We start from the raw sequence: 25303 nt of genomic DNA on the forward strand, positions 1-25303 counted from the left end.
TCCACCCGTGACCCAGAGGAAAGGGGGCTTTTCCCTGATTATGCACGAGATGGCCGTCTGAGGTCTGTCCGTGCCTAACGGAGGAAAACCATCATGACTCTACAAAACGCACAGTTGCAACTTGACGATACACAGGATCTGGCCAGCGAAATAATAATCAAGGCCGCTCAGGAAATAACAGGTCGCCTCGGAACAGGTTCCCAAGTCACACGAAAAGACATCAACGCTATTTTCGAAACCCTCACCGGAAGCAGCGATGCGACCGATGGCTGGTCGGTAAAAATGACTGGCTGTGCCATCGAGCTGGCAGAGCTAATATGGCTTCGCGAACATTCCGGTATTTCACTCAATTCCGATTTTGCTGAAGTCGACAAATGCTTCATGGCCCTTGAGCAAGTTCTTCCGCCACAACATAACCGGCATGATGACCAGATTGCCCTCCAGCAATTTTCGACCCCTACCCGGCTTGCCTGGGCGATGGCTTTGGCAGCGGGCATTTCGCGCGACGATATCGTGCTCGAGCCATCTGCCGGAACGGGAATTCTCGCCATTTGGCCGCATCTTGTCGGCGCGAAGCTGATCCTCAATGAGATTGATGACCTGCGTAGTGCTTGTCTAAGCGAGCTGTTTCCGGGCGCTGTGCTCTCCTCACACGATGGCGAGCTGATCAATGAGTTGCTTCCATCCCGCCACAATCCAAATCTCGTGCTTATGAACCCGCCATTTGCGTGTAGCGCCGAACGCGGAAAAGATGGTCGCTCGGCTCTGCGGCACTTGCGTTCTGCATGGCGGCGTATGGCAGTTGGCGGCCGGCTTGTGGCGATCATGCCCGAGGGATTCAGCGCCGCCAAATTTGCCAAAAGCGAACCGGCACCATGTGCACTGCGCCTTGATGTGCGCATCATACGATCTTTTACACGCCGGGGAACCGGCATCACCGTGCGTCTTGTTGTCATCGACAAAATTGCTGCCGAACAATGCGCAGCGCCAATCGACATCGCTGATTTTGAGGGTTTGTACGACGCCTGCTGCGCTTTGCCCGAGCGCGCCGCCTCAAAATCCACTGCGCAAACTTCCAGACCCAAAGCAAACCCACTCGCGCTTGTGTCGAGCTACCGTTCCAAACGCCCGGTCGCGCAAGTTTCAAAATCCTCACCAGACATGCAAATATTCGAAAAGCTCATCTTTGAAGTTCTCGACGATGCGGCACCAACGCCGGAGCAAAAAGGCATTTATCTAGCCTACCGGCCAAGCCGGATAACAATCGAAAATGCTCCTGTTCACCCGACACCGCTGGTGGAATCGGTGGCGATGGGGTCTGTTGCTGCACCAATCCCGCAGCACCAGCCGGTGGTTCCAGCTGACTGGCGGGAGAAACAGCTACTTTCCGATGCCCAGTGCGAAACGCTTATTTATGCAGTGAATGCCTTCGCCCGCGATTTGCCCGGAACTTACAGGCCAATCAACGAAGGCTCCGGGCTGGAACCGTCCGAAGAGGGTTTTCGCTACCGTACGGGCTTCTTTCTCGGAGACGGTACCGGAGCGGGCAAGGGTCGTGAGATTGCCAGCGTTATCATGGACAGATGGCTGCAGGGCCATTGCCGCCATATCTGGGTCACCAAGAACGAAACCTTGCTCGAGGACGCCCGCCGGGACTGGTCAGCCCTTGGCGGCCTGCCGCTCGATATCCAGTCGCTTTCGAGTTGGAAACTGGGAAGGTCGGTTTCAATGTCAGGCGGGATTTTATTCGTCACTTATCCAACGCTGCGTTCGGGCCGGATGGATACGACAAGGCTCGCTCAAATATTGGAATGGGCAGGGGACGAATTTGACGGCGTCATCGCTTTTGACGAAGCCCATGCAATGGCGAATGCACTGGGAGGAACAGGAAGCCGAGGCAAGGTCAGAGGATCGGAGCAAGGCATCGCTGGTCTGCGGCTCCAAAATCTTTTGCCCCGAGCGCGGATAATATATGCATCGGCAACCGGTGCATCCGATATTGCAAATCTTGGCTATGCGGCGCGCCTTGGGCTCTGGGGGCCGGAAACCGCCTTTCCAAATTATGATAAGTTTCTATGCGATATCCGCGCCGGCGGCATATCTGCGATGGAACTGGTCGTGCGCGATCTTAAATCCCAAGGGCTTTATCTGGCCCGCGCCTTGTCCTTTGCGGGCGTTGAATATGAACTTCTCGAGCATGAACTTACCACAGAGCAGATATCGGTCTACGATAGTTATGCCGAGGCTTGGGCGATTATTCACAAAAATCTCGAGGCGGCCCTCGAAGCTACGCGGATCGTTGATGAGGATAGCGGCGATACGCTTAACCGAAATGCAAAAGCAGCGGCGCTTTCGATATTCGAGGGAACCAAGCAGCGTTTCTTCGCGCAGCTGCTGCTATCGATGAAACTTCCCAGCCTGCTCCCAGCGATCGAACAGGCATTGGAAGACAGACATTCCGCCGTTGTGCAGCTTGTCTCGACCGCCGAGGCCATGCTCAACCGCAGACTTGCCGATCTCAGCGCCGAAGAACGCGAACAGCTCGATATCGACCTGTCGCCGCGCGAATATGTGATTGATTATCTGGCCAAAAGTTTTCCGGTCCGTTTGATGCAGGTGTTCCGCGATGATGACGGCAACTTGCGATCAGAGCCTATGTCCACTTCTGAAGGCCATCCGGTGCTTTGCCCGCGCGCCGTTCAGGCGAGAGACGCGATGATCGAAAAGCTTTGTGCGCTTCCGCCCATTTGGGCGGCGCTTGATGCGGTAATCGAACGTTTTGGAACAGACCATGTTGCCGAAGTGACGGGCCGGACCCGCAGGCTTGTCAATGGCAGCGACGGACGTCAACGCCTTGAACGCCGTACGGCGCGGTCGAATTTAGTCGAAGCTCAGAGTTTCATGGACGGCGAGAAGCGCGTGCTGGTATTTTCTGATGCGGGCGGGACAGGCCGGTCCTATCATGCCGATCTGGACGTACAAAACCAGCAGCGCCGCGTGCATTTCCTTCTCGAACCGGGATGGCGGGCAGACAATGCCATACAAGGACTTGGCCGCACCAACCGCACCAACCAGGCATCCGCGCCGCTCTTTCGGCCCGTAACCACTGACGTCAAAGGCGAACGGCGGTTTATCTCCACGATCGCCCGGCGGCTCGATAGCCTTGGCGCATTGACCCGCGGCCAAAGGCAGACCGGCGGGCAAAACCTGTTTAATCCGGCTGATAATCTTGAAAGCGAATATGCTCGCGACGCGCTCACTAGCTGGTTCCACCTGCTCTATGCAGGTAAATTGGATGCCGTATCACTGGACCGTTTTCAGGATGTCACGGGCCTTAAGCTTGAAACACCCGATGGTGATCTGGCTGAAAAACTGCCAACCATCCAGCGCTGGCTAAACCGGATACTCGCGCTGCCCATCGCTTTGCAGAATGCAATATTTGATGAATATCTCTCGCTGATTGAAGCCCGCGTGGAAGCAGCGCGCGAAGCGGGAACCTTGGATCTCGGCGTTGAAACGATTGCGGTTGATACATTTGAAATTATGTCGGACAAGCTGCTCCGAACGGACAGCGTCTCTGGGGCAACCACGCATCTTGTGACGTTGAAAACACAGCGCCCGCTCAAACCGCTTCGCTTCAAGCGGCTTTACAAGCTTTACGATTTCAGCCTGCCGCAAGTTCAATTATTACGCAATGCGCGCTCCGGGGGTGTCGCCCTTTCTGTTCCGACCCGGCGTATGATCACCGATGAGGGAGAGACGATCGAACGTCGCCGGCTGATCAGGCCGCTAAAAACGGTAAACTGGACACTCGAAGCTTTGTCGGAAAGTCTCTGGGAGCGGGTTGATTTCAAAATCTTTCGAAAAGGCTGGTTGGAGGAGGAAGAACAAGCGGCGTCCGAAACGGCCCATGAACGCGTTCATCTTGCCACCGGATTGCTACTGCCAGTTTGGAATAAAATTCCAGGAGAGTTTGTCCGTGTCACCCGTATTGCTGCGAGCGACGGGTGTTCGATCATTGGCCGCGAAATTTCCGAACTCGATATGGCTGATCTCGCACGGGCCTTTGGTCTCGATCTTGATCAGACAATCAATCCCTCCCGGATTGCGGAAATGGTGATGCAAAGCGGCAAGCCGTTTTCAGTTCAATGCCATGATGACCTTATGGCCAAACGCTCACTGGTCAATGGCAGCCAGCGACTGGAACTGACGGGCTTTTCAGCCGAGCGTCTCAACTGGTATAAATCCAAAGGCTGTTTCACCGAGATTATCCGCTACCGCACGCGTCTATTCGTGCCGGTCAATGAAGCAGCGCAGATACTGGAAAAACTGGCGACCTAAGTGCTGCCGCTCTCCCCCAATTTCAAACCACCAGAAAGCGAACGCGTGATCCCTAGCAATGAGAGGGGAGGAGGCTTGGCTCTTTTGAACCCGGTTTTGGCGATGGTCGCAGAAAATCGTTGGTTCGTTTCTTCAGGAGTTATAAAATGTTCAAATCTATTCCACTCAACAAGCTCGTTGAATCCAAGAAAAATGTCCGCAAGCGGTCTGATCCCGCAACCGATGCATGGCTGAAGGCGGACATTGCAGCGCGTGGATTGTTACAAAATCTGGTCGTTAACGCGATTGCTCGGGGCAAATTTGAGGTCACGGCAGGTGGCCGGCGTCTCAAACAGTTGAAGGCTCTTGCCAAGGACAAGGCGATTAAGAAAAACGAGCCGATTACATGCCTCGTTAAAAACGGCGAAGCACATGAGATCCGCGAAATCAGTCTGGCCGAGAATTTCCAACGCGTAAAACTCAACCCTGCCGATGAAGCCGAAGCGTTTCAAGATATTGTGAACGATGGCGCCAGTGTTGAAGACGTCGCCATTCGCTTTGGTCAGACGGTTCGCTTTGTCGAAGGGCGTTTGCGGCTCGCCAAGCTCGCACCAGTGGTTTTTGAGGCTTTGGCAAGCGGCGACATCACGCTTGATATTGCGAAAGCTTACGGCGCAACCTCGGATGTCGAACGCCAGGCACAGATATTCGAGGAAGTGTCGGGAGGATATTACAGCGTAAATTCCGACAGCATCCGGCGCATGGTTCTGGACGCCTGTGTCCGGGCTAGCGATCCCCGTGCCGTTCTGGTCGGACGCGATGCTTATCTTGAGGCAGGCGGCAAAATCGACCGGGAACTCTTCGATGATGATGACAGTGAAAGCTGGGTTGACGTTGCTCTTCTTGAACGTCTCGCCGCTGAGAAAATGGAATGGCGGGCCGATGAGGTCAAAGACCAGTATGGTCTTGCCTGGGTAAAGCCAACGCTCGACTGTTATGTCTCGCATGATCTCGTCGAGGGCTTGAACCGGCTTCCTACAGAGTTTGAACCGCTTAGCGATGAAGCAATCGCGCGTCTGTCTGAATTGGAAATCGAATATGATGGTGAAGCCGTCATACTCGAAAATGAGGACAGTAGCGAAGATGATGTGTTCGCAGCCGAGAAACGCGTGTCGGAAATCGAACAGGAAATGCGCGCGCTCAACAATCGCAAGCCAATTCTGGCCGACGTGCTTCGCAGCGAAGCGGGCGCTTTTCTGGCGCTTGGCAATGACGGAGTACCGACATTGGTTCCGCAATATTATACGGACAAGGTTGATGCCCCTATCGAAGATGAAGGCGTCGAACTGGTCGAGGAAGGCGAGCCCGCCAAACCCAAGCGTGCAGCTCTTTCCAAACGACTGGTCGATGAACTGGCGATGCAGAGGCGCGATATTTTGTCGCTTCATGTGGCAAGCGATCCGGCGCTCGCGCTCGACTTTATGATCTTCACGCTTGCTGACGCTGAAAGTCATGATTGGCAGGCTCAGGAGGCATCGACGCTCAAGGGCCCCGTAGCACATGGTCCGGCGCATAATTTTGAGGCAAAGGACGCACCAGCAAGTGCAGCATTGGCGGAATTGCGCGGGTCTCTGGATGAAAGCTGGAAAGCAGGCACCACCGATGTTGAGCGTTTCATGGCATTTCGGGAGCTAAGCGATGACGCGCGCAGCGCCTGGCTCGGCCATGTCGTGTCGCGAACGCTCGTTGCAAGCCTGAATGTTGAAGGCGACCGGCAAGTCTCACTGCACGATTATCTGGGCGGTATCTTGGAAATCGATATGGCGGCTTGGTGGCGTCCGACTGCGGCCAATTATTTTGACCGTGTACCCAAGGCCAAAACGCTTGGCGGCATGCAAGAGGTTGGCGGTCTGGAACTTTCAAACCGCTACGGCGCATCCAAAAAGGCCGATCTTGCAGCAACGGCCGAGCGTATCTTCTCCGGAAACTTCATTGCTGAGGCTGAAGTCAAACAAGCTGCTGCGCGGTGGGTTCCCGATGCGATGCGCTTTGCTGATTTGTCTGCGGCTGATGAAGTTTTGGAAGATGAAGCTTCGGAAGCCGGCGCATCAGAAGATATTCCAGAGATAGCCGACAAGGCTGCCTGATCCTCCTCCTGACAGGTGGTCTTCTGGCTGAAGCGGCTTGCCTTTTTAAGGCAAGCCGCTTCTTTTCATCAAAATCATGGCAGTAGGCGGTTACCGGATCGCGGCCAGTTGACCGGCAACTTCCGGGAGTGATGCAATTTCAATGTCCTCAGAATGGGGATAGCTTTCGGAACCTGGATATATCACAAGCTTCCGGTCCGGCTGTATGTCATCGCAGGCATTATAAAAGCCTCTTTCCAATTTTGGCGTCAAGCTTCGCTTGATCTCAATCGCCCACCGTTTGCCTGTGGGCAGCGTCAGAAGGAGATCGATTTCTGCTCCTGCCGATGTCCTGTAAAAATTAGCCAGCGTAGCTTCAGGTGCGGCAGCGATCAGGCTTTCGATGACAAATCCTTCCCAGCTGGCTCCGGCGACCGGATGGCCAAGCAGGGCTTCGAGATTGTCTATGCCCAGTAGCGCGTGAACAATGCCGCTATCACGTACATAAACACGCGGAGATTTGACCAGTCTTTTGCCGGTATTATTGTGCCAGGGTTCAAGACGACGAACGAGCAACAGATCAACCATCAAGTCAAGATAGGAGGCAACCGTCTTTCCATCGACCCCCAGTGATCTTGCGAAATCGGCAGCGTTTAATAGGCCGGACTGATGATGTGCGAGCATGACCCAGAAACGTCTGAGTGTTTCAGCGGCAATTCTCGGCCCCAATTGCGGGATGTCCCGCTCCAGATAGCTGCGGATAAAATCCCTGCGCCAGCGCATGCTCGTCTGATTGCTTTTGGCAAGGTAACTGTCCGGGAATCCACCCCTTACCCAAAGTTCATTCAAGTCACCTGAATCGATTTCAAGAGGGTCAAGTGGCCGCATTTCCAGATAGGAGATGCGGCCCGCCAGACTTTCGCCCGACTGGCGCATCAGGTCCAGAGATGCTGATCCTAACAGGAGGAACCGGCCCGTTCTCCTTCCCTTTTTACGACCTTTGTCAATCAATCCGCGCAAGTTCTGGAAAAGGTCCGGAACACGGTGAACTTCATCGAGGATTACAAGCTTGTCTTCATGGTTACCAAGATAAAGCTCCGGTTCTCTAATTCGGGATCGGTCAGCATCCGATTCCAGATCGAGATAGAGGGAAGGACCGCTTTCACCAATTTCCTGCGCTAGAGTCGTTTTACCCACCTGACGCGGCCCCAGCAAGGCAACTGCGGGGCTTTCAGCCAGTCTTTCAAGCAAAATATCGTGAATTCGGCGGTCAATCATCCTTGTATTTATGGAGTAGAGTTCCAGAATTGCAAGATATATTGAGAGCCTGACTTCCGAATGAGAGAGGATAGGGGGCTTGGGCCTGTCTGATCCAGTAATTTCGCTGGAGATATTCAGGAGAAAACACATGCCCCGGAAACAAAGCCAATCCCCCAAAATATCGCCCGCAGCGCGAATTACAGCAACCATCATTGAAAAACTGGAAGTTGGAACAAAACCCTGGATACAGCCTTGGAGAGGACTTCCAGTCTCACGGCCCTTGCGCAGTTGCGGTACGCCCTATCGCGGAATGAATGTATTCTGGCTCTGGATGATGGCTCAGGAAAGTGGCTTTAATTCTCCTTACTGGATGACTTACCGGCAATGCGCATCGCTTGGCGGTCAGGTTCGCAAGGGCGAAAAATCGTCCATCGCCATATTCTACAAAAGCTATACCAAAGAAATCGAAGCTGCGGATCATGGTGAAGCGCAGGAGGAAACCCGTCGCGTGCTCAAATCCTATGCTATATTCAATGCCGATCAATGCGACGGTCTGCCCGAACGCTACCATCCCAAGGCTGAAGTATTGGATATCGAACCGGAGGGACGAACGGAAAAGCTCGACCAGTTCTTTGGGGATATCGGTGCCAATATCCGCGAGCATGGCAGCAGCGCCTACTATGAACCGGTAGCTGACCGTATTACGATGCCGCCCATCAGTCTGTTTGATGGCTATGACCAATTTTGTGCGACCCTTTCTCATGAACTTGGTCACTGGTCAGGCCATAAGTCGCGCCTGAATCGTGATCTCAAGAACCGTTTTGGCAGTGCTGCTTATGCCGCCGAGGAGCTGGTCGCAGAGCTTTCCAGTGCCATATTGGGCGCGGAGCTTGGCCTTCCGGTCGGACATCTGGATAATCATGCAAGCTATATCGCCAGTTGGCTAAAGCTGCTCAAAACAGATGATCGCGCTATACTAACAGCGGCGGCGCGCGCGGAAGAGGCGTCAAATCTGCTGTTGAGCCTTGGCGGTTATGTGCAACAAGAGCCTGGTGAATTATCCGATGCCGCATGATTGAGCAAAAAACTTGCAATCTTGCAAATGAAAGATTATTGTAAAATACATTCATTAGAAAGAAATGAAAATGACTGAACGGGCACTCAAAATAGAACGAAGCGATGATAGGTTGCTAAGTTCTGCAATTGGTAGAATTGCAGAATTCTGGAGCCTGAGCAATGTCAAATTAAGTGCGGTACTAGGTCTATCGGAAGCAACTATTTCCCGGCTTCGTTCGGGAAAAACATTTCTTGATCCTGCCTCCAAATCTTTTGAAGCCGGACAGTTTCTCCTGCGGCTGTTCCGCAGTCTGGACGCGCTCATGGGCAGTGACGATGATGCAGCCACATCCTGGCTGACATCGCATAATCTTGATCTTGAAGCGCGGCCGATTGATCTCATCGACAGTTTCAAGGGACTTTTGACGGTATGTGACTATGTGGACGCCCACCGCGCTCGCGTCTGAATTTCGCCGCTACCGCAAAACCGTTTGGCGGGTGGTTGAAGCGCAGCACCGTATATCGACCAATCGTCTAGCAGAAAACTTCGAAGATCAGGCACGCCTTGAAGAGCTTGCCGAAGTAGCAAAACCTGACCTTCCGAAGTCTGCACAAGGTCTGCACTATCTTCTCGCTTCACCCTTTCGATACGGTCATAAAAGCCCAAGCCGGTTCCGGCGCGCGAATGAGCGTCCTGGTATTTTCTACGCCAGTGAGGCCGAAGCCACAGCGATTGCAGAGACTGCCTATTGGCGATTGCGCTTTTTCAGCCGGTCGCCGGGTTTTGTTCCTGGGAACCGGACCAGCGAGCATCTGAGTTTTTCCGTTGCCGTTTCGACCTCACGCGCGGTTGATCTTTCCAGGCCGCCATTTGACGCGCAAGCATCAGACTGGACGCATCTGGATGACTATAAAGCCTGTCAGGATTTCGCTGATGTGGCTCGCAAAGCAGATGCGCAGCTTATCCGCACAGTCTCGGTGCGTGATCCGGATGCTGGATATAATAGCGCCATATTTGATCCATCCATATTCGCCGGGAAGACACCGGATTATCGCCAGACTTGGCATTTTCGGTTCGAGCAGGGGCGACTAAACGCCATTGCGGCTTTTCCGGGCGGAGGAAGTCATGCCTTTGAACCGGAGATTTTCGGCCTACCAAACATGCCCCAACACTGATTCCATAATCTCCTAATTGTAGACGTAACTACTGACCGCTTTTTCTCCCCGCAAGAGAGGCCCTGGCCCATCAGGGCTGCGGCGCAACCCCGCGAGGACTGCGGCCCGTGTGGCCCGCGCCAGCCTTGTCTCGCGAGGTTCCCCGCCTGTCGGCGGTGCGCCATGCACCCTGACGGTCCTTTCGGGCTCTTGCGGGATAAAGCGGCAAGGTGCCGAACATCTCCCGCATATCAGGAGAACATCATGGACAATTTATTCAAACAGCAACTTGCTGGTCTTGACCTTTCCGGTCTCACAATCAGCAATTCCCCATTTATATCATCGGATTTTCCAGCCCAGGATGCTATTTCGCAGACACTTGCAGCTGTTTGGTCGGATTTATTCGCTGTCTTTACCGATACCGCGCTTGAAGCCGACGCTGAAGATCTTGCATGGGGCTTCGTCAATCTCTTCCACCGCGCTGCGCAGCGTAAATCAAAGCAGCTTGACCGTGCATCGGATGAGGTCCGGGCACTCATCGCATCTGCTGATGGATCAGAAGTGCATACCAGTAACCTGGAAGAGCAGATTGAACGCGCGCAAGCGGCAGAAGCCTCTATGGTCGCCTTTGAAGAAATGCGCGAAGTTGCAGCAGCGCTCTACCTCGATGAAACACATAGCTCCTGGAAGCCGGTTTCCAGTTCGCGTGCCAATCATGGGGCGATGCTGACCTCTGCCGTCATTCAGGGCCGCGATTTTCTGCAAGCACGCAGCCAGTCCAGACGCAAAGCGCTCATGCCCGAAGGTACGCCAATCATCTTTGCAGGTGGCCGCACCAAGCAGAATTGCACCGAAGATGCGAAGGCCTTTGCAAACAACGTCTGGGCCACGCTCGACAAAGTGCATAATTCCGTTGGTGACATGGTGCTGGTCCACGGAGGCGATGGCAAGGGTGCCGACCGTCTAGCTGCATCTTGGGCCGAGCGTCGCGGCGTTGCTCAACTTACCTTTTCACTGGATCGCCATCTGGGTGCAAGAGCTGGGTTCAAACGCAACGAACAGATGCTAGGCCTCGCACCTCGCTATGTCATTGCCTTTCCAGGGAGCGGCGTATTGGAACGTCTCGTCATCGAAGCCAAGAGACGGCGTATCACGGTCGTTGATCGGCGCGGGCCTCTTGGCGTCAGCCCCAAGACAAAGCCAACCGATACAGGCAGCTAGGCTGTCCGAGCCAGCGCCGCAGCCGCGGTGCTGGCTTTCTTCAGTAAGAGGAAAGGAGGCTCGGGTTTCCCTGAACCGGACACACGGTGTGATCGGCTAAAACAGAACCGGAGGTATTTATCATGGAACCGAGTGAATGGATGACGGACTATTTTGACAAACAGAAGAGCCGCAGCGCGCGTTTGATCCAGTCTTTTCAGCGCAACAAGCCAGCTATTCTTGATGCGCTGCGAGAGGCAAATATCGCGAGTGTTGAACTCAACTATGATGGCATGGGTGACAGCGGTTGTCTGGAAGCTGCTACGTACTATTCGAACGATAACAAGCCAGTCGATTGGTCCGATGCCAAAGTCGCAATTGAAACATTTGAGATCGGCTCAACAATGATCATGCGTAAATCCATGCCTCTGTCGGAAGCACTTGAAACCGTCGCTTATGATGCTCTGGAAGTGCATCATCCGGGATGGGAAATCAATGAAGGGGCCTATGGCCTCTTTAGGATTGAGGTCGAAGAAGGAACAATGGCGCTGTGCTGCAGTCTCCGTGCGACCGAATATTTTGAAACCGAAATTTGGGGAGAGGAATAATGTCGCATTGTCATTATCATGCGCTTTCTTCGGTCCGTAAATGGGGCGGCGAGGCAGGCGATTATCTGCCCCTACATCAATGGTTCGATAAATCGAAAGGAATACTGGCGGACCCGAGGCACCGGGCGCTTCGGCATCATGCCGAAGGCATATTCATGCTGGAATCACTCTTTGGTACGGTCATTGTTAACGCCGATGGCCGCGAGGTTCCAGTCCGCCTGATCGGCGAACAGCATGTCATCGAAGATTTGGGAACTATCCCCTCGTTTGCGGATTGGGCGCGCCTGATCGAACCACAGACCTGGATGATGCGGGAGCAACCCAAACTTGTTGCCATTGACGCGAATATGGCGGCGTAAGCTTCGTTCTCGAGCAGCCTGTTCCGTCCTAGGTATTGCCAATGTTGCGGGCGCGTTCCCAACATATGACCATCAGGCCAGCCGTTAAACATTCTTGCATCAACCGCGATTGACGGATCCAATACGAGGCTTGTCAGTGTCTCCTGAAGTCCAAATCAGCCGCGACCAAATCGGCTTTTTCGCGAACCTTCCTGAACCAGGTCAGCAACATTGCAACCAGCTTTGTTACCGGCCGTGTTGCACCTTTCAGGTGCTGCCCGCACCACCCGGACAAAGCGGGTTTCCCTTCGGCGCTACGCGCCTCCCGGTGCAATGCCGCTTCTCCCTGTTTCTTTCGTCAGTTCGCAAGCCGGAATGGTTCCGGTTTGAAGATTAAATCAGGAGAATAACAATGACAAATATCGTAGTTTTGGTTGGACGTGTCACTCGCGATCCAGAAAGCCGGGAAACAACCGGCGGCACAACGGTTACAAATCTTTCAGTCGTAACCGACCGTCCCGCCCGCAACAGTGAAGGCAAAACCTACAAGGATGAAAAAGGCTTTACGGTCAAAGATGCAGAATTCCACCGCATCACTTGCTTCAACGGTCTGGGCAAAAACGTTGCCCAATATTGCACCAAGGGCCAGATGGTTTCGATCGAGGGGCGCCTGCATTATACGCAGTGGGAAGATGCCGACAAAATCAAACGTTATGGCTGCGAAATCCTTGCCGACAAGGTGGACTTTCTCACCCGTGGTGCGTCTCAGGATAACAAGGATGCACCCGACATCGATGAATGATCCTTGATCTTCATCCTGCAAACAATCAGGCCTCGCCGGTTTCCCGGCGGGGCCTTTTTTATGTTCTTGTACGTGAAGGTTGATGTTAACGCGCTAAACTGGAACCTCCAATTTTGAGTATGGCCAGCGCCTGTTCTTCATTCATTTTTCCAAGCGCAGTTCCTATGCGCTTGAGGCTTTTCGCGCTAAACGCTTCGACGCCGCTTCCCAAAAACATCCGTCCTAGTTCGGCTGCCGCCTTGGCCTCCAGTTCCTGCTGTTTTGTGTCGAGTTTTGCGCGTTCGCTTTCAAGCTTTTTGAGCGCTGCCAGCGCACCTGTTTTTCTGGTCATGAGATTTCCTTTTTCTCAGTGTTGACCCCTTGAAACTCCGTAATTGCATATTGTCCCACCTGTAGGAAAATGATTTTTGCGAATGTAATCTGGATGTGGAATACGAATTTGGGGAGGGGTTGCTCACTTGAAGTCCAAGTATGATGCGCGAAGGGCCACCGCGTAAAGGACGACGGGGCCCCACCATTTTACCGCTCCGGCGGCTGGGCCGCCTTACACGATAAAATCGTTTCCCCCATCGCCGCTTCGCGGCCGCCTGTTCCAGCCGGTCCTGTGACCCGGTAGCCCTCCACGCATCACGAGACTTGTCGTCATTTTGACAAATTTCAGGAGGTAGTATGACACAGGTTATAGATACGGTATTTGATGCACAAAGCTATTTTGCGGCAGTAGAAACAGCGGAACGAAGGGCTCTACACAGCTTCTTTGATCAGCATGTCGTTGAGGACGACGACCAGGGTTATGTAGCACTGGATGAAGGAGATTATAACGCGCTACCGACATGGGCAATGAACCGGGTTGTCCATACTGTCCATGGGGCGCTGCTGGATGAATTCTAAGGACGGCACACAGGGCAGGGGCCGGAAACGGTCTCTGCCTTTATTTTTGTTCGCTTCAGAAAGTGGTAGCGCCGAAAATGTCTTTCAAACCTAGCCTCCCGACCGTCGGCCTGAAAGACATTTTCTGCACTGTCGGTTGGCTTAAACCTAACAGGGAGAAACACAAGGTACTTTGCCGAAAGTCGATTCTATACAATCATTGTGGGAATCGAGTTGCTAACTATCAGGAATAAAGATTATTCAGAATTTCCGTATCGATTCTGGCCATTTGCGACCCGGGCTGGCGTTGATATGGAAAACACCCAAATCGGGTGACATAGGGGCAGCGGAATCCCCATTCTGCTGCCCTTATTTTTTGCTCGTGCTTTAGTTTGAAATTCTAGCCATCGGGTAATTGTGGAGCGCTGATGTCAAGCATCAGCGCGCGTTTTTATCCATGCTATCCACGTGGCATAACGCCACATGATGTAATCGAGAAAATTCCTGGAAATTTACTGCCGAGCTGGGAACAAAAGAGTGCACACCGTACGCAGCTCGCTGCCTTGGTTATCTTCATTGATATCAACTGGTTAAGTCCCAAAATCGCCCGATGTAACAGATAAATCCTCTAAGACTTGGTGGGTTTTTGGCAAGTCTTAGCCCAATCACATCGCCGCAAAGCATTGATAAATAATGAAATATAACCGATTGACTTAGACTTGTTCACGATTTATTCTTATTGGGCTTTTCGAAGGGTGAACCAGGTTCTTGAACGTCAAGGAACCTGAGTATGACCAACCATATTTGTTTACAAACCTATCTTTCTTATCCGCTTGCACAGTGGGTCAGATCGGAAGCTGATGACCACGGCGAATGTGTCAGCGTATTCATTCGCGATCTTGTCATGGCGGCATATATTGCGCAGGATGAAGGTCATAATGATACTCTAAAAGGCCTCGACAAAGCCCGCGAGATTGTATTTTCCTCCGTAGCGCTTGATGCCATTTTAAGCGCCCACCCGGACAGCTCACTTCGGCAAAAAACCCATGATGCATATGGTCGTCGCTTACAGCGATTGGGGCTTGCTCCAGCCTCTTCGAATGGAGGCCGTGATGAAGCGTAATATTGTAAACTTCACGCGCGGTAGCCAGCTTCTCGGACACTTTGGTTTCATGTTCGCAAGTGGGCTTAAAGCTCCTCTGATCATTGCTGCCGTTCTCTTGGTAGGCATCTCCTATTGGATGGTGACATCGGGTCTTACCGACCATCAGCGCTACCTTGCGGGTATGAACCTTTATGCTTTGTTTTATGGGTTCATGGAGTTTGATCCTACCAAGCCGGTTAATCTTGATCTTGCGGGCGGCGCGAGCATGGAAATGGCGATTTCAGCGGTTCAGAACTTCCCTCCGGTCGAGCGTGCAATGGAAGCATTATGGACAGCCCTCCGCACAGCTTTGGCCATTTCTGCATTGCTGTTCCTGCCTGCCTTTATAATATTTTATTGGGTGGCAGAATATTTTGGCGGCCGGTCGAAAGAAAGCAAACATGAACGCGGCGCGCAACTTGCAACATTGCCCGAACTGAAAGCGGAAATAACTCGTCATAATGCTAGCGAGCAGGCACGGGAAATGAAAGCAGAACTGGGCTGGCGCTGGCGTTTAGCGGGGCAAGAACGTCTTGCTGCGGCAGGCTATTACCAGCCCTCCAAACTTGCAGGCGTTCGTTATCCGTGGCGGCTTGAACAGAGCCATGCGATGCTGATCGGAACCACCGGAACCGGTAAAACCGTTGCCCTGCTGGAGATGATAGATGAGGCCCGCAGAAAGGGACAGCGCGCCGTCATATTCGATCTGACCGGCGCTTTTATCGAACATTTCTATGACGCCTCGCGCGATGTCATATTAAACCCGCTTGATGCCCGCTGTCCGCAATGGAGCGTGTTCAATGATTGCAGCACCATTGCCGAATTCCACAGCGCCGCTGAAGCGATAGTACCGCAGGATGGCGGCGGCGAAGATCAGTTCTGGGTTATCGGTGCGCGCTCGCTGTTTGTGCAATCGTGCATGCAGCTGATGAAAGCCGGAACGCCGACCAATGAGGCGCTGGCCGAGAAGCTCATTACTGCTGACCTGACAGATGTGCACAAGCTTTTGAAAGGCACAGTAGCGGAGCAATTAACCGCGCCCAAAGCGGCCCGCATGGCAACTTCGATCCGGGCTGTGTTTAATGCAAACGCCGAGGCCCTAATGCTGCTGCCCAAACATGGTCCGCAGTTTTCAATCCGCGACTGGATAAAAGATGAATCCGCGCGTGGTGGGATCATATTTATATCCGCGCGCTATGTCGACATGAGTATCTGTTCCAAGCTGCTTACCTTGTGGATGGACACCGCGATGAATACCCTTATGTCGATGAGCCGGACATCCGATTTGCGGGTGTGGTTCATGATTGACGAACTGGGCGCATTGCACCGGCTGCCAGCACTGGAAAAAGGTTTGCAAACGGCCCGAAATTTTGGCGGCGCTATCGTCACTGGCATCCACGCATTTGCCAAACTTAAAGAAGTCTACGGTGAAAATATGGCGATGACATTGTCTTCGCTTGCGCGCACCAAATTAATCCTGGCGACGGCTGACCGGGAAACGGCAACATGGTGTTCGGACTTTATCGGTCACCGGCAAATACGCGACATGGAAGAAGGCTATAGTTACGGCTATAACAATGCCCGTGATGCGGTCAGCCTGACCCCAAGAAGGCAGATCGAGCCATTGCTGCTACCCGATCAGTTTATGAACTTGCCGCGCCTCAATGGTTACATAAAATTTCCCGATGGCTTCCCCGCTGCACCGGTTAAACTGATCCCGCAATCCTGGCCCAGTCTAGCCGAAGGATATATTGCGCGGGCATTTGATGAACCCGATGAAACCGGACAATCCTATGTACCTCGTCAAGAACCTCTGCCGTCTTCGAAGCCTGATGGGACAGATAAAAATAGCCACGGCGGGGAGGTAGAACCAGCAGCGGACTCCGATGACAACGAAGAAGGCGTCAAACAATCTGCGGCCGATCAGAAGGAGTTTGCCTTTCGGGAACCCGAAGAAATCACCGACGTCCAGTTGCCCGATGAGCCTCGAGATAAAATACTCAAGGATGGCACGGTGGATCCCGCTACCGATGGTCCAGGTAATTCGCTCGGCAAGGATGAGCAGGCGCCATCACCGTCTCCCGAAGATGACAAACAGCAGCGCTCTGATCTGCCTGATCCATCCGATCCTGCAAACAAGGCCCGGTCGCTGAGCAGTCTGCCGCGTGATGCTGGCCGGGATCTTCGCGAGGGCGCTGTGCGTGATGAGCCGGACCGCGATATCGGCGAATATGACATGTGAAACCTGCGCGGTGGAGGGCGCGTCCAAATGATGGGAATTGACTATGCTCTCTGCCTCAAATGTTCGCTCTGCGGGCGGCGCTGCAACTTATTTTGCGGCGGATAACTATTATACCAAAGCTGATGCCGACCGGTCCGGTCAGTGGATTGGAGAAGGAGCGGAGCGGTTAGGTTTAAAAGGTCAAGTAGATGCGCCAGCCTTTGAAGCTCTGCTGCGCGGTGAATTGCCAAATGGCGAGCGAGTGGGCAGCGATAAACAATATCACCGCGCCGGAACCGATCTTACCTTCTCGCTACCCAAAAGCTGGTCGCTGATCGCTCTGGTTGGCGGCGATAAAAGGATTATCGATGCGTACCGGACAGCGGTCACAGATACGCTGCAATGGGCCGAGAAAAATGTCGCCGAAACGCGGGTTTTTTCCCGAGGCAAGATCAAGCCCATTGGAACGGGCAATCTGACGATTGGACTGTTTCAGCATGACACCAATCGCAATTCTGAACCCAATGTTCATTTTCACGCGGTTGTCGCCAATGTGACGCAAGGCCCGGACGCAAAATGGCGGGCGCTGCATAATGACAAGCTCTGGTCGAACAACACGCTTCTAAATAGCATGACGATGGCGCGCTTTCGTCTTGAAATCGAAAAGCTTGGCTATCAGCCTGCCCATCAGGGCAAGCACGGTAATTTTGAAGCCGCAGGTATATCGCGCGAAGCGGTTATGGCCTTTTCTACGCGCCGACAGGAGGTACTTGATGCGCGCCGGGGACCAGGACTGGAAGCTGGCAAGATTGCCGCTCTGGCAACGCGCGCACCCAAAGAAGCCATAAAGGACAGGGATGCCTTGTCTGCAACATGGCAGGAAGCTGCAAAGGCGATGGAGCTCGATCTTGGCGGATTGATCGACAAAGCCAATATTCGCGCAGCAGGACTGGAGATTGATCAAAACCCCAATCTATCACTGGCGCAAAAAGGAATGATTTTTCTCAGGGCGTTTGCAGAAAAAATTCAAGGATTTGGGCCAAAGCCCTCCGCAGATCCTTTGGTGCCAGCGCATATCCTCAATAAACCCCGCGAAGAGATAGCCGCAGCGCAGGCGGCCGCTTCAGCCATTCGCCATCTGAGCCAGCGCGAAGCAGCATTTGGGGTATATGATGTTTATAAGACTGCTTTGGATTTTGGCCTCCCGACATCCATTGCTCATGTTGAACGCCGCGTCAGGGCACTTGTCAGGGAAGGTGAGCTTGTTCGGGGCAAAGGACGCGACCGGGATTTTGTCACCACGCGCGATGCCTTGCAGATCGAGCAGCGCATAATTGGACAGGTGGAAGCGGGCAGGGGCAAGGCGGAGCCGCTTTTGTCATCAGAATTGGCTGGCGAGCAGTTGCAGGCGGTCGCGGGTCTCAATTTTGGGATGACACTTAACAAAGGCCAGGAATCCGCCGGCCAGATGATATTATCATCGTCCAATCGCATTATCGCGGTGCAGGGCATTGCAGGGGCAGGCAAAAGCAGCCTTCTCAAACCTGTCTCGCAGCTTCTTGGCGAGAATGGCAAAACGGTTCTGGGTCTCGCCGTCCAGAATACGCTCGTCCAGATGCTCGAACGCGATACCGGGATTGCGTCGATGACCTTGGCGCGCTTCATTGGAAGCCACAAAAACCTCCTCAAGGAGGGAGCCGATAAAAAGGCTCTTACGGAAGCCAAAGCCGCCATGAAAAACCATGTGCTGGTTCTCGACGAGGCCTCGATGGTCTCCAATGTTGAAAAAGAAAAACTGGTCCGGCTCGCAAACCTGCTCGAGGTCGACCGTCTGGTTATGATCGGGGACAAGAAGCAGCTGGGTGCTGTCGATGCCGGCAAGCCCTTCGCGCTTGTGCAAGCCTCGGGCATTGATACCGCAAAAATGATCACCAATTTGCGCGCGCGTGATAAAATATTACGCCGCGCGCAATATTCAGCCCAGGCCGGAAATATCGGCGAGGCTATGTCCTATTTGAAAGACCATATTACCGAAACCAAAGAGGGTAGCGCCCTAATCGCCGCCGAACGCTGGTTAGCGCTTTCTCCACAAGACCGGCAATCCACCGCCATCTATGCATCAGGACGAGCGCTGCGCACAGCCGTCAATGAAGCGGTCCAGGCCGGGCTTAAACAAAACGGTGAACTGGGAAAACGAGGGCAAAAACTGGACACCTTCTCCCGCGTCAACAGCACCCGCGAGGAACTGCGCTATATTCACAGCTACAAACCCGGCATGATGATTGAACTTAAAGCTCCGGACAGAAGTCAGCGCCTTGGCAAGGGGCAATATGATGTGGTCTCGGTCGATGAGCGCGCAAAGCAGCTTGTCCTGAAAGATCGTGGGGGCAGGGAGCGGAGCTTTCAGGTGAGCAAGCTTCGCGCAAATGCATCTGAAGACCAGATCGCTCTCTATGAAAAGAAGCAGCTCGATATTTATGCGGGTGATAAAATTCGCTGGACCGACAGCGATCACAAACGCGGGTTGTTCAACGCGGATCAGGCAAATATTACAGCAATTGATGCTGGGCATGTTCACTTGCGAACATCTTCCGGCATCGAGCATCGTCTGCCCCATAGCGATCCCATGCTAAAACGTATTGATCTGGCTTACGCGCTCAATGCGCATATGGCGCAGGGGCTTACTTCTGATCGCGGGATTGCGGTCATGGATAGCCGCGAGCGCAATCTTTCCAACAAGCAGACATTTCTGGTTACGATTACGAGATTGCGGGATGGTTTGACGCTCATCGTTGATAACCGCGAGAAACTGGAAGCAGCAGTCGAGAAAAATGACGGCGCAAAAAGATCGGCGCTTGAAGTGACACAGCGTCTCGGCAAAGCCGCAGCGACTGGGCTTGCGAAAGGAAATGAAATTGCGCCCAAAGAACCGCAAAAGGACCAGCGAGAACTTGAAAAAGAACACAGCAAGCCGTTGGATATGGGGATTTAGATGATCTCAGGGCAAACCTCTGATCAAAGCGCGCGACCAAACCAAAGCACGCGGCCTGCGATATGGACCGTGCTGCGATCAATATCCTCCCAGGTCGGATAGGTCGGGTTGTCGCTGGCAATGGTAATGAACGGGCTATCGGGCCTTAGTGCAATGCGTTTGACCACCAGCGTATCATCGATCCGCATAACATAAACACCATCGCGCAGCCGCGAACCATGGTCAGAGGCATCCACCAGAACGTCATCGCCGTCCGACAGGGTTGGTTCCATGGAATCGCCCATAACGCGGACCACAGAGAGGCTGACGCCCCTAGCCGGAGTCAGTTTGCGCAGCCAGCGTTCATCGAACGAAAAACGCGTTTTCCTATCCTCGCTTGTCGCCAGAGCGCCATGTCCTGCAGAAACATTGACATCGAGTACGGGGACTTCGACCATGCCGTCACTGCCAGTTGGCGGCGGCCCGCCCAATAGTTGTTCGTCAATACCGTAAAAGCTCGCCAGCCTAAGTCTGTCCTCAGGGTCCAGCTTGCGCGGTGTACCGCGCTTTATGAACTGCTGGATATAAGCTGCATTACGGCCAAGCATTTTTGAAAGACCGGAATAATCATCCCCGTTTTCGCGGATCAACCGATCCAGAGTTTCTCGTACATCATCCATCTTTTGTGCCTTTTGACCCCTCAATAGGAATTATCCTAGACAATATGCAATCTTCCTACTAGGAACATAACAAGAACACAAGCAATTTATGATTCGAGGAGGCCTCATATGAAACTGTTGGATCGTATCGAAAAGCATCTCAAGCAGACACATATGTCGCCGACGCGGTTTGGCAGGCGCGCTGTCGGTGATCCGCGGTTTGTTCTGGATTTGAGGGAAGGGCGTAGGCCGCGGGCTAGGACGTTGAGGAGGGTGGAAGCCTACTTGGCTAGTTCCGATGAGAAGACCCGAGACGAGAACATTGTTCCGTCGACAAGTTAGGGAATCCACTACGACATAATTTTTGAATTTGTTACTTTTTGTTGGTCCCGGATATTTTCATTACATCCGCTTGAGGGTTAAGCGGCCAGCCGTATTCATCGCTCGCCGCCATTGACGTTCTGTCCAGAAAGTCCCTTCAAGAATATCTCTCTTATAGTCGTAGGACAGGCACGCAGACGCGCTGAATTCCGGATCATCCGCCTGATTGTCGGTGTCGTTAGTTTGATCGTAGAAATAGCATAGCGATGACGGCTGACCTTCGCTCTTCTTGCGAGGTATGACAATATTAGTCTGAGATTCTTTGATGGGAGTATCCTGTCTCGGATTTGTCACGGTGATTTTGATCGACCACCAGCTTTGCTCGATCTCGGCTTTGAGGCCCACCTGCATCAACGGCTCCAAATCATTCTGATCGCAGGATTTGATATCGAAAGAACGTCGCCCGTCTTTAGCAGCCTCCAAAATCTGTTCCTGACGTGACCAATTGCTCTCCAGGAGCATTTCCCATTCACCGTTTAAATCAGGGAAAATCTTGTCATTCAGATCTGGAATGAACGGGATTTTGGCGCTCCACGACCATATTTTTCGCCAGATCGGATTGAATGCAAAACCAAGCAAAATTACCCAGACAATGCCGGGAATAGCAAGCAATCTGACCTCGAATCCAAAAGCGTCCGTTGCCAACTCGATTACGAGGAAAACCGTCAAGGTCAGGAACGAAATCAAGTAGGTCAATGACCTGAGCGGGAAAATTTTGTACATATTTTGTTCACGTCCCTTGAAATTGGCTAATTATGCACCAAGTGGATTGGAAAAGCACGAATTTTTGAGGATTTGCCTATGACGCTTGCCAACGCTCACCCGATCTTTGTCGGCCTGAAGAAAAACCTCAGCTATCTGGCACAACTCAACATTGAAGATGAAGAGCATCACAAGCTGATGGAGGCGCGAACGATCATCAGGAAAGCGTTGCGTGACGCATCATCAAGACTAGAAAATGAAAAACGCTTCTGGCGTGACTCGACTGTTTTCGCGGCGGCAAAACAAGTCGCCGAAACAGTAGCGGTCAAATTTCTGATGCAAGGCAGCTTCGCATATCGAACATTAAACTCGCCCGCTAAGCCGAACTGCCAAGAAATCGATCTTGATGACGGTATGTATGTACCCGTTCGATTTATGCAGGACAGCCATCCGGCTTTGGCAGCTGGATCCCTTTTCACATTTGTTGAGGAAACGTTGAGCCCAGTATGCAATGAAAATGGGTGGGAGCTTGACAGTTCAAAGAACACCTGCGCGCGTGTTCGACTTTGGAAAGGGGCACATGTTGATATTCCGATTTATTCGGTCCCTGAAGACAAGTATCGGTTGATGAAGAGTGCAATCGCTGATGCGCGGATGGCGTCGATATCTTTTACGGCCGACAAGTTCCCATCAATGGCCGCGATACCAACCAATTTGGTGATGCTGGCGCAGCGTGATGGGAAATGGATTCAGTCTGATCCCAAGCAGCTTCACGATTGGGTGGAAGCCCGCTCTGCGCGCTATGGACCAGTCTTTCGCCGTCTTTGCAGGTTCTTCAAAGGATGGCGCGATCATACATGGGAAAATTCGCCACTGTCATCGATCTGCTTGATGTGCGCGATAGACGCTGCCTTGATTGAACTCGGCGGCAATCCGGTTGATGACCGCGATGATATGCAAATTATGGAAGTGGCCAAGCTTCTCCCTGACATTTTCCGAGGAGAGATCAACAACCCGGTCGTCGAGGGGAGTTGTCTCAACGGCTGGAGCGATGCTGATCGAAACGAAATATTAAAGTCAACCGAAGCGCTTGCCGATGAAATGGAGGGCGCGCTCGAACGTACAGGCCATCCCGATATCGTGATTGATCACCTTCGAAACGTCTTTGGTCGCCGTATTCCGAACCGTCCTGATATTATTACGATTGCCAATGATACTGCATCAAGCGTTCGCGCTTTTCCGGCAGCAACTGTTCCAACACCCAAAATTATCAATTCCAACTCAGGGTGATGAACCGGCGAGAGGCGCTGGGTAAGATTAACGCAACGCTAAAGGAACAAGGCTTCAGCGAAAAATCAGCGATTGTACTAGAATTCGAAGGACGGATAAGCGTTCATGGCAAACCAATCGATGTTGCGATTGAAATTCCTGACATTACATTTGTTAAACTTCCCAAAGTGAAATTGAAGGACCCGGCGCAACTCGACCCGGAAATCGTGGGGCATCTTTTTAACCGGGGCGACGGCGATTCAGGTATCTGCTATGCATCTGCTGTGGGACTACCCCTCGATATCTATGACCCGGGTGGATCGGTCTTACGCGTGCTAGAGCAAGCGAAAGTGGCAATGGAGGTTAATTACAAAGGCCGCGGTGTTGCAGAGGTCGCAGCTGAATATCAGGACTACTGGCGCGATGGTATTGAGTCATTTCGAATTCTGATCAAACGACCAACGAGTGATACTGCGACCCTCAAAACTAACTTTTATCGATTCAAAGCGAAAGGGATGACGCCGTTTTTGGGGTTACGAGATGTTGCGGAGTTTGGCGGCTTTTCGGCTGAAGAATTTTCCCATGGCCTACTCATTTTTAGCAATGAACCGCTTTCTCCCGTTGGAAAAATCAAGGTGCCACTCACACTTGAGCAATTTGAAATCTGGTTCCGAGGCCAACCTGGCTTCACGGACGCCGAGTATAGCCAAGCATTCGCTGCACTGGCAGCACGCAACATTGTGGCGATAGACGCACCAAATTGCGTTTTGGGCGTCCGGCTGGATTTTCCAAGGGGACTAGAAATAGCCCTAAACACGATAAAAACTAGGAAGGCGAAGATCCCGGAGTTGATTGCCAATCGCAAATCAGAAATAAATCTAACGCGTTTTGGTGGCTTTTGGTGTGATCAAAAGACTTTGGCCGAAAGGAATCTTGTAGGTATGAACACTTTGGCTGGGAAAAAGATTGCTCTAATTGGATGTGGTACACTCGGGAGCCATCTGGCCAAATTTCTTGTCCAAAGCGGGGCCGGGTTTGATGCTCCGTTATACCTTTTTGATGGTCAAGGGCTATCAGCAGGCAACGTCGGTCGCCACTACCTTGGTATTGGACAAATAGACAAAGCTAAAGCAGAAGCCCTGTGTGATGAATTGAAGCGGTTTCATCCGGATATCGACGTTCGTGCGATTTGCCGAGACGTATTCGATGACTGGAATACGGCAAAAGATTGCGACTTGATTATTGATGCGACCGGAGACTGGAATACCCAAAATGCTGTCAATGAAGCCTTTCTGAACGGCGAAGACGTCAAAGCTGAGGCGGTCTTATATAGCTGGATTTGTGGAAACGGAGCGGCCGCCCAAGGTTTCCTGAGCATCGTTGGCGATGGTTATTGTTTTCGCTGTCTCCGCCCGGATGCGGGCAAGAATTGGCGCTATACTGCTCTCAAGCCCAAATATGAGGAAATTATTGAGGAGGCTACTTGCGGGGACGGTGCATATTATCCTTATTCGGTAGCTGCACCGGCAATCGCCGCAGGACTATCTACCGAAATGATATTGGGATGGGCAAATGGTAAGCCCGGATCACGGCTTAAGACAATCGTGATTGATCATGAACGGGGCGCAGAGCGGCAGCCCACAACACCTTCGCCTGCTGCGGCCTGCCCAGCCTGCGCTGCGAGGGATAGTGATGATTGATGGCGTTTTGTTCGATCACCAAGTTTTGGAAATTATGCTGAAAGCGACACGGCGCTATTCGCCCTTAGAAGCGGGTGGTTTGTTGCTGGGATTTCGAAAAGGGCGGCATCTCCATGTCATTGAGGCTACCACCCCTTATGCATGGGACAGCCAGAGCAGAGTTTCGTTCATACGTTCACCCAAAGCACATCGAATGCGTGCGCTACGACTTTGGAAAGAGTCACATAAGCGCGTAGATTGGCTTGGCGAATGGCATAGTCATCCGGGTTTTTCTCCAAACCCGTCGGGTATTGATAATAGGAACTGGAAACAGCTTGTAAGGCATCACAAAGCACCAATGGTGTTTCCGATTTGCAACGGACGAACAACGGCTATTTGGCTTCAGCAATCAGTTAGATTTCGGCCTATTCGCTTCGAATTCACTCATCAAGACGCAAATGGTCAGCTGTTCGCTTCCTGACTTCTCGTTTCAGAAACATCTTCGAATAAGGAAGGTCTAAACAGGGCTCTAGCGCTGTGTA

Annotated in this window: 20 protein-coding genes; 16 read left to right on the top strand and 4 right to left on the bottom strand. The window is 52.6% G+C overall.

Annotation, left to right across the window (positions count from 1 at the left end; genetic code table 11):
- The first annotated feature begins 93 nt into the window (after positions 1–93).
- Positions 94–4341, top strand: a complete 4248-nt coding sequence (locus BOSE62_RS16585; RefSeq protein WP_089132028.1) for a strawberry notch-like NTP hydrolase domain-containing protein — start codon at positions 94–96, stop codon at positions 4339–4341.
- 146 nt (positions 4342–4487) lie between these two features.
- Positions 4488–6467 (top strand): ParB/RepB/Spo0J family partition protein, encoded by a 1980-nt coding sequence (locus BOSE62_RS16590; RefSeq protein WP_089132029.1) that lies wholly within the window; start codon positions 4488–4490, stop codon positions 6465–6467.
- Positions 6468–6557: 90 nt separating this feature from the next.
- On the opposite strand, the gene BOSE62_RS16595 is transcribed toward BOSE62_RS16590, so the two are convergent.
- Positions 6558–7724, bottom strand: a complete 1167-nt coding sequence (locus tag BOSE62_RS16595; RefSeq protein ID WP_089132030.1) for an ATP-binding protein — start codon at positions 7722–7724, stop codon at positions 6558–6560.
- 130 nt (positions 7725–7854) lie between these two features.
- Here BOSE62_RS16595 and BOSE62_RS16600 point away from each other — a divergent pair, with 130 nt between their 5' ends.
- From BOSE62_RS16600 to BOSE62_RS16630, 7 genes are all read left to right on the top strand, one after another.
- Positions 7855–8781, top strand: a complete 927-nt coding sequence (locus BOSE62_RS16600) for an ArdC family protein (RefSeq protein ID WP_089132031.1) — start codon at positions 7855–7857, stop codon at positions 8779–8781.
- 70 nt (positions 8782–8851) lie between these two features.
- Complete coding sequence (locus tag BOSE62_RS16605) at positions 8852–9229, top strand: MbcA/ParS/Xre antitoxin family protein (protein ID WP_089134608.1); 378 nt, start codon at positions 8852–8854, stop codon at positions 9227–9229.
- Positions 9201–9938 carry an RES family NAD+ phosphorylase gene (locus BOSE62_RS16610; RefSeq protein WP_089132032.1) on the top strand — a complete coding sequence of 246 codons (738 nt, stop codon included), beginning with the start codon at positions 9201–9203 and terminating at the stop codon, positions 9936–9938. Before BOSE62_RS16605 ends, BOSE62_RS16610 begins: the two co-directional genes overlap by 29 nt.
- Positions 9939–10181: 243 nt before the next feature.
- Positions 10182–11138 (top strand): DUF2493 domain-containing protein, encoded by a 957-nt coding sequence (locus tag BOSE62_RS16615; protein ID WP_089132033.1) that lies wholly within the window; start codon positions 10182–10184, stop codon positions 11136–11138.
- A gap of 122 nt (positions 11139–11260) precedes the next feature.
- Positions 11261–11725: a DUF6878 family protein gene (locus BOSE62_RS16620; protein WP_089132034.1), complete on the top strand. Its 465-nt coding sequence runs from the start codon at positions 11261–11263 to the stop codon at positions 11723–11725.
- The gene (locus BOSE62_RS16625) at positions 11725–12084 is read left to right on the top strand and encodes a DUF6915 family protein (RefSeq protein ID WP_089132035.1); all 360 of its coding nucleotides are present in this window, start codon (positions 11725–11727) and stop codon (positions 12082–12084) included. Before BOSE62_RS16620 ends, BOSE62_RS16625 begins: the two co-directional genes overlap by 1 nt.
- A gap of 391 nt (positions 12085–12475) precedes the next feature.
- Positions 12476–12865, top strand: a complete 390-nt coding sequence (locus BOSE62_RS16630; protein WP_089132036.1) for a single-stranded DNA-binding protein — start codon at positions 12476–12478, stop codon at positions 12863–12865.
- Between the two features lie 85 nt (positions 12866–12950).
- Here the strand turns inward: BOSE62_RS16630 and BOSE62_RS16635 are convergent, their stop codons facing one another.
- Positions 12951–13196 carry a DUF6437 family protein gene (locus tag BOSE62_RS16635; RefSeq protein WP_089132037.1) on the bottom strand — a complete coding sequence of 82 codons (246 nt, stop codon included), beginning with the start codon at positions 13194–13196 and terminating at the stop codon, positions 12951–12953.
- A gap of 338 nt (positions 13197–13534) precedes the next feature.
- Here BOSE62_RS16635 and BOSE62_RS16640 point away from each other — a divergent pair, with 338 nt between their 5' ends.
- The 4 genes from BOSE62_RS16640 (at position 13535) to mobF (ending at position 20092) form a co-directional block, all read left to right on the top strand.
- Entirely contained in the window at positions 13535–13756 is a 222-nt protein-coding gene (locus tag BOSE62_RS16640) for a hypothetical protein (protein WP_089132038.1), read from the top strand.
- A 769-nt stretch (positions 13757–14525) separates the two neighbouring features.
- Positions 14526–14858 carry a hypothetical protein gene (locus tag BOSE62_RS16645; RefSeq protein WP_089132039.1) on the top strand — a complete coding sequence of 111 codons (333 nt, stop codon included), beginning with the start codon at positions 14526–14528 and terminating at the stop codon, positions 14856–14858.
- The gene (locus tag BOSE62_RS16650) at positions 14848–17121 is read left to right on the top strand and encodes a type IV secretion system DNA-binding domain-containing protein (RefSeq protein ID WP_089134609.1); all 2274 of its coding nucleotides are present in this window, start codon (positions 14848–14850) and stop codon (positions 17119–17121) included. The genes BOSE62_RS16645 and BOSE62_RS16650 overlap by 11 nt, the downstream gene beginning before the upstream one ends.
- A gap of 43 nt (positions 17122–17164) precedes the next feature.
- Positions 17165–20092 (top strand): MobF family relaxase, encoded by a 2928-nt coding sequence (gene mobF / locus BOSE62_RS16655; protein ID WP_089132040.1) that lies wholly within the window; start codon positions 17165–17167, stop codon positions 20090–20092.
- Positions 20093–20115: 23 nt separating this feature from the next.
- Here mobF and BOSE62_RS16660 read toward each other — a convergent pair whose 3' ends face one another.
- Together BOSE62_RS16660 and BOSE62_RS16665 are read right to left on the bottom strand one after the other, a co-directional pair.
- A complete protein-coding gene (locus BOSE62_RS16660) occupies positions 20116–20751 on the bottom strand; it encodes a S24 family peptidase (protein WP_089132041.1) in 636 nt (211 codons plus the stop codon).
- Positions 20752–21132: 381 nt separating this feature from the next.
- Positions 21133–21834 (bottom strand): hypothetical protein, encoded by a 702-nt coding sequence (locus BOSE62_RS16665; protein WP_089132043.1) that lies wholly within the window; start codon positions 21832–21834, stop codon positions 21133–21135.
- 78 nt (positions 21835–21912) lie between these two features.
- On the opposite strand from BOSE62_RS16665, the gene BOSE62_RS16670 reads away from it, so the two are divergent.
- From BOSE62_RS16670 to BOSE62_RS16680, 3 genes are read left to right on the top strand one after another with little or no spacing between them, the layout of a single operon-like run.
- A complete protein-coding gene (locus BOSE62_RS16670) occupies positions 21913–23103 on the top strand; it encodes a CBASS cGAMP synthase (RefSeq protein ID WP_089132044.1) in 1191 nt (396 codons plus the stop codon).
- The gene (locus BOSE62_RS16675; protein ID WP_089132045.1) at positions 23103–24782 is read left to right on the top strand and encodes an E2/UBC family protein; all 1680 of its coding nucleotides are present in this window, start codon (positions 23103–23105) and stop codon (positions 24780–24782) included. Before BOSE62_RS16670 ends, BOSE62_RS16675 begins: the two co-directional genes overlap by 1 nt.
- Positions 24775–25242 carry a Mov34/MPN/PAD-1 family protein gene (locus BOSE62_RS16680; RefSeq protein WP_159647807.1) on the top strand — a complete coding sequence of 156 codons (468 nt, stop codon included), beginning with the start codon at positions 24775–24777 and terminating at the stop codon, positions 25240–25242. The genes BOSE62_RS16675 and BOSE62_RS16680 overlap by 8 nt, the downstream gene beginning before the upstream one ends.
- The last annotated feature ends 61 nt before the right edge of the window (positions 25243–25303 follow it).

Origin of the sequence: Sphingorhabdus sp. 109 (assembly GCF_902506555.1) — a bacterium.
Classification (GTDB): domain Bacteria; phylum Pseudomonadota; class Alphaproteobacteria; order Sphingomonadales; family Sphingomonadaceae; genus Parasphingorhabdus.

Bases quoted from the DNA above. Each gene is read 5' to 3' on its own strand.
- BOSE62_RS16585 (WP_089132028.1), top strand. From the start codon at position 94: ATGACTCTACAAAACGCACAGTTGCAACTTGACGATACACAGGATCTG.
- BOSE62_RS16590 (WP_089132029.1), top strand. From the start codon at position 4,488: ATGTTCAAATCTATTCCACTCAACAAGCTCGTTGAATCCAAGAAAAAT.
- BOSE62_RS16595 (WP_089132030.1), bottom strand. From the start codon at position 7,724: ATGATTGACCGCCGAATTCACGATATTTTGCTTGAAAGACTGGCTGAA.
- BOSE62_RS16600 (WP_089132031.1), top strand. From the start codon at position 7,855: ATGCCCCGGAAACAAAGCCAATCCCCCAAAATATCGCCCGCAGCGCGA.
- BOSE62_RS16605 (WP_089134608.1), top strand. From the start codon at position 8,852: ATGACTGAACGGGCACTCAAAATAGAACGAAGCGATGATAGGTTGCTA.
- BOSE62_RS16610 (WP_089132032.1), top strand. From the start codon at position 9,201: ATGTGGACGCCCACCGCGCTCGCGTCTGAATTTCGCCGCTACCGCAAA.
- BOSE62_RS16615 (WP_089132033.1), top strand. From the start codon at position 10,182: ATGGACAATTTATTCAAACAGCAACTTGCTGGTCTTGACCTTTCCGGT.
- BOSE62_RS16620 (WP_089132034.1), top strand. From the start codon at position 11,261: ATGGAACCGAGTGAATGGATGACGGACTATTTTGACAAACAGAAGAGC.
- BOSE62_RS16625 (WP_089132035.1), top strand. From the start codon at position 11,725: ATGTCGCATTGTCATTATCATGCGCTTTCTTCGGTCCGTAAATGGGGC.
- BOSE62_RS16630 (WP_089132036.1), top strand. From the start codon at position 12,476: ATGACAAATATCGTAGTTTTGGTTGGACGTGTCACTCGCGATCCAGAA.
- BOSE62_RS16635 (WP_089132037.1), bottom strand. From the start codon at position 13,196: ATGACCAGAAAAACAGGTGCGCTGGCAGCGCTCAAAAAGCTTGAAAGC.
- BOSE62_RS16640 (WP_089132038.1), top strand. From the start codon at position 13,535: ATGACACAGGTTATAGATACGGTATTTGATGCACAAAGCTATTTTGCG.
- BOSE62_RS16645 (WP_089132039.1), top strand. From the start codon at position 14,526: ATGACCAACCATATTTGTTTACAAACCTATCTTTCTTATCCGCTTGCA.
- BOSE62_RS16650 (WP_089134609.1), top strand. From the start codon at position 14,848: ATGAAGCGTAATATTGTAAACTTCACGCGCGGTAGCCAGCTTCTCGGA.
- mobF (WP_089132040.1), top strand. From the start codon at position 17,165: ATGCTCTCTGCCTCAAATGTTCGCTCTGCGGGCGGCGCTGCAACTTAT.
- BOSE62_RS16660 (WP_089132041.1), bottom strand. From the start codon at position 20,751: ATGGATGATGTACGAGAAACTCTGGATCGGTTGATCCGCGAAAACGGG.
- BOSE62_RS16665 (WP_089132043.1), bottom strand. From the start codon at position 21,834: ATGTACAAAATTTTCCCGCTCAGGTCATTGACCTACTTGATTTCGTTC.
- BOSE62_RS16670 (WP_089132044.1), top strand. From the start codon at position 21,913: ATGACGCTTGCCAACGCTCACCCGATCTTTGTCGGCCTGAAGAAAAAC.
- BOSE62_RS16675 (WP_089132045.1), top strand. From the start codon at position 23,103: ATGAACCGGCGAGAGGCGCTGGGTAAGATTAACGCAACGCTAAAGGAA.
- BOSE62_RS16680 (WP_159647807.1), top strand. From the start codon at position 24,775: ATGATTGATGGCGTTTTGTTCGATCACCAAGTTTTGGAAATTATGCTG.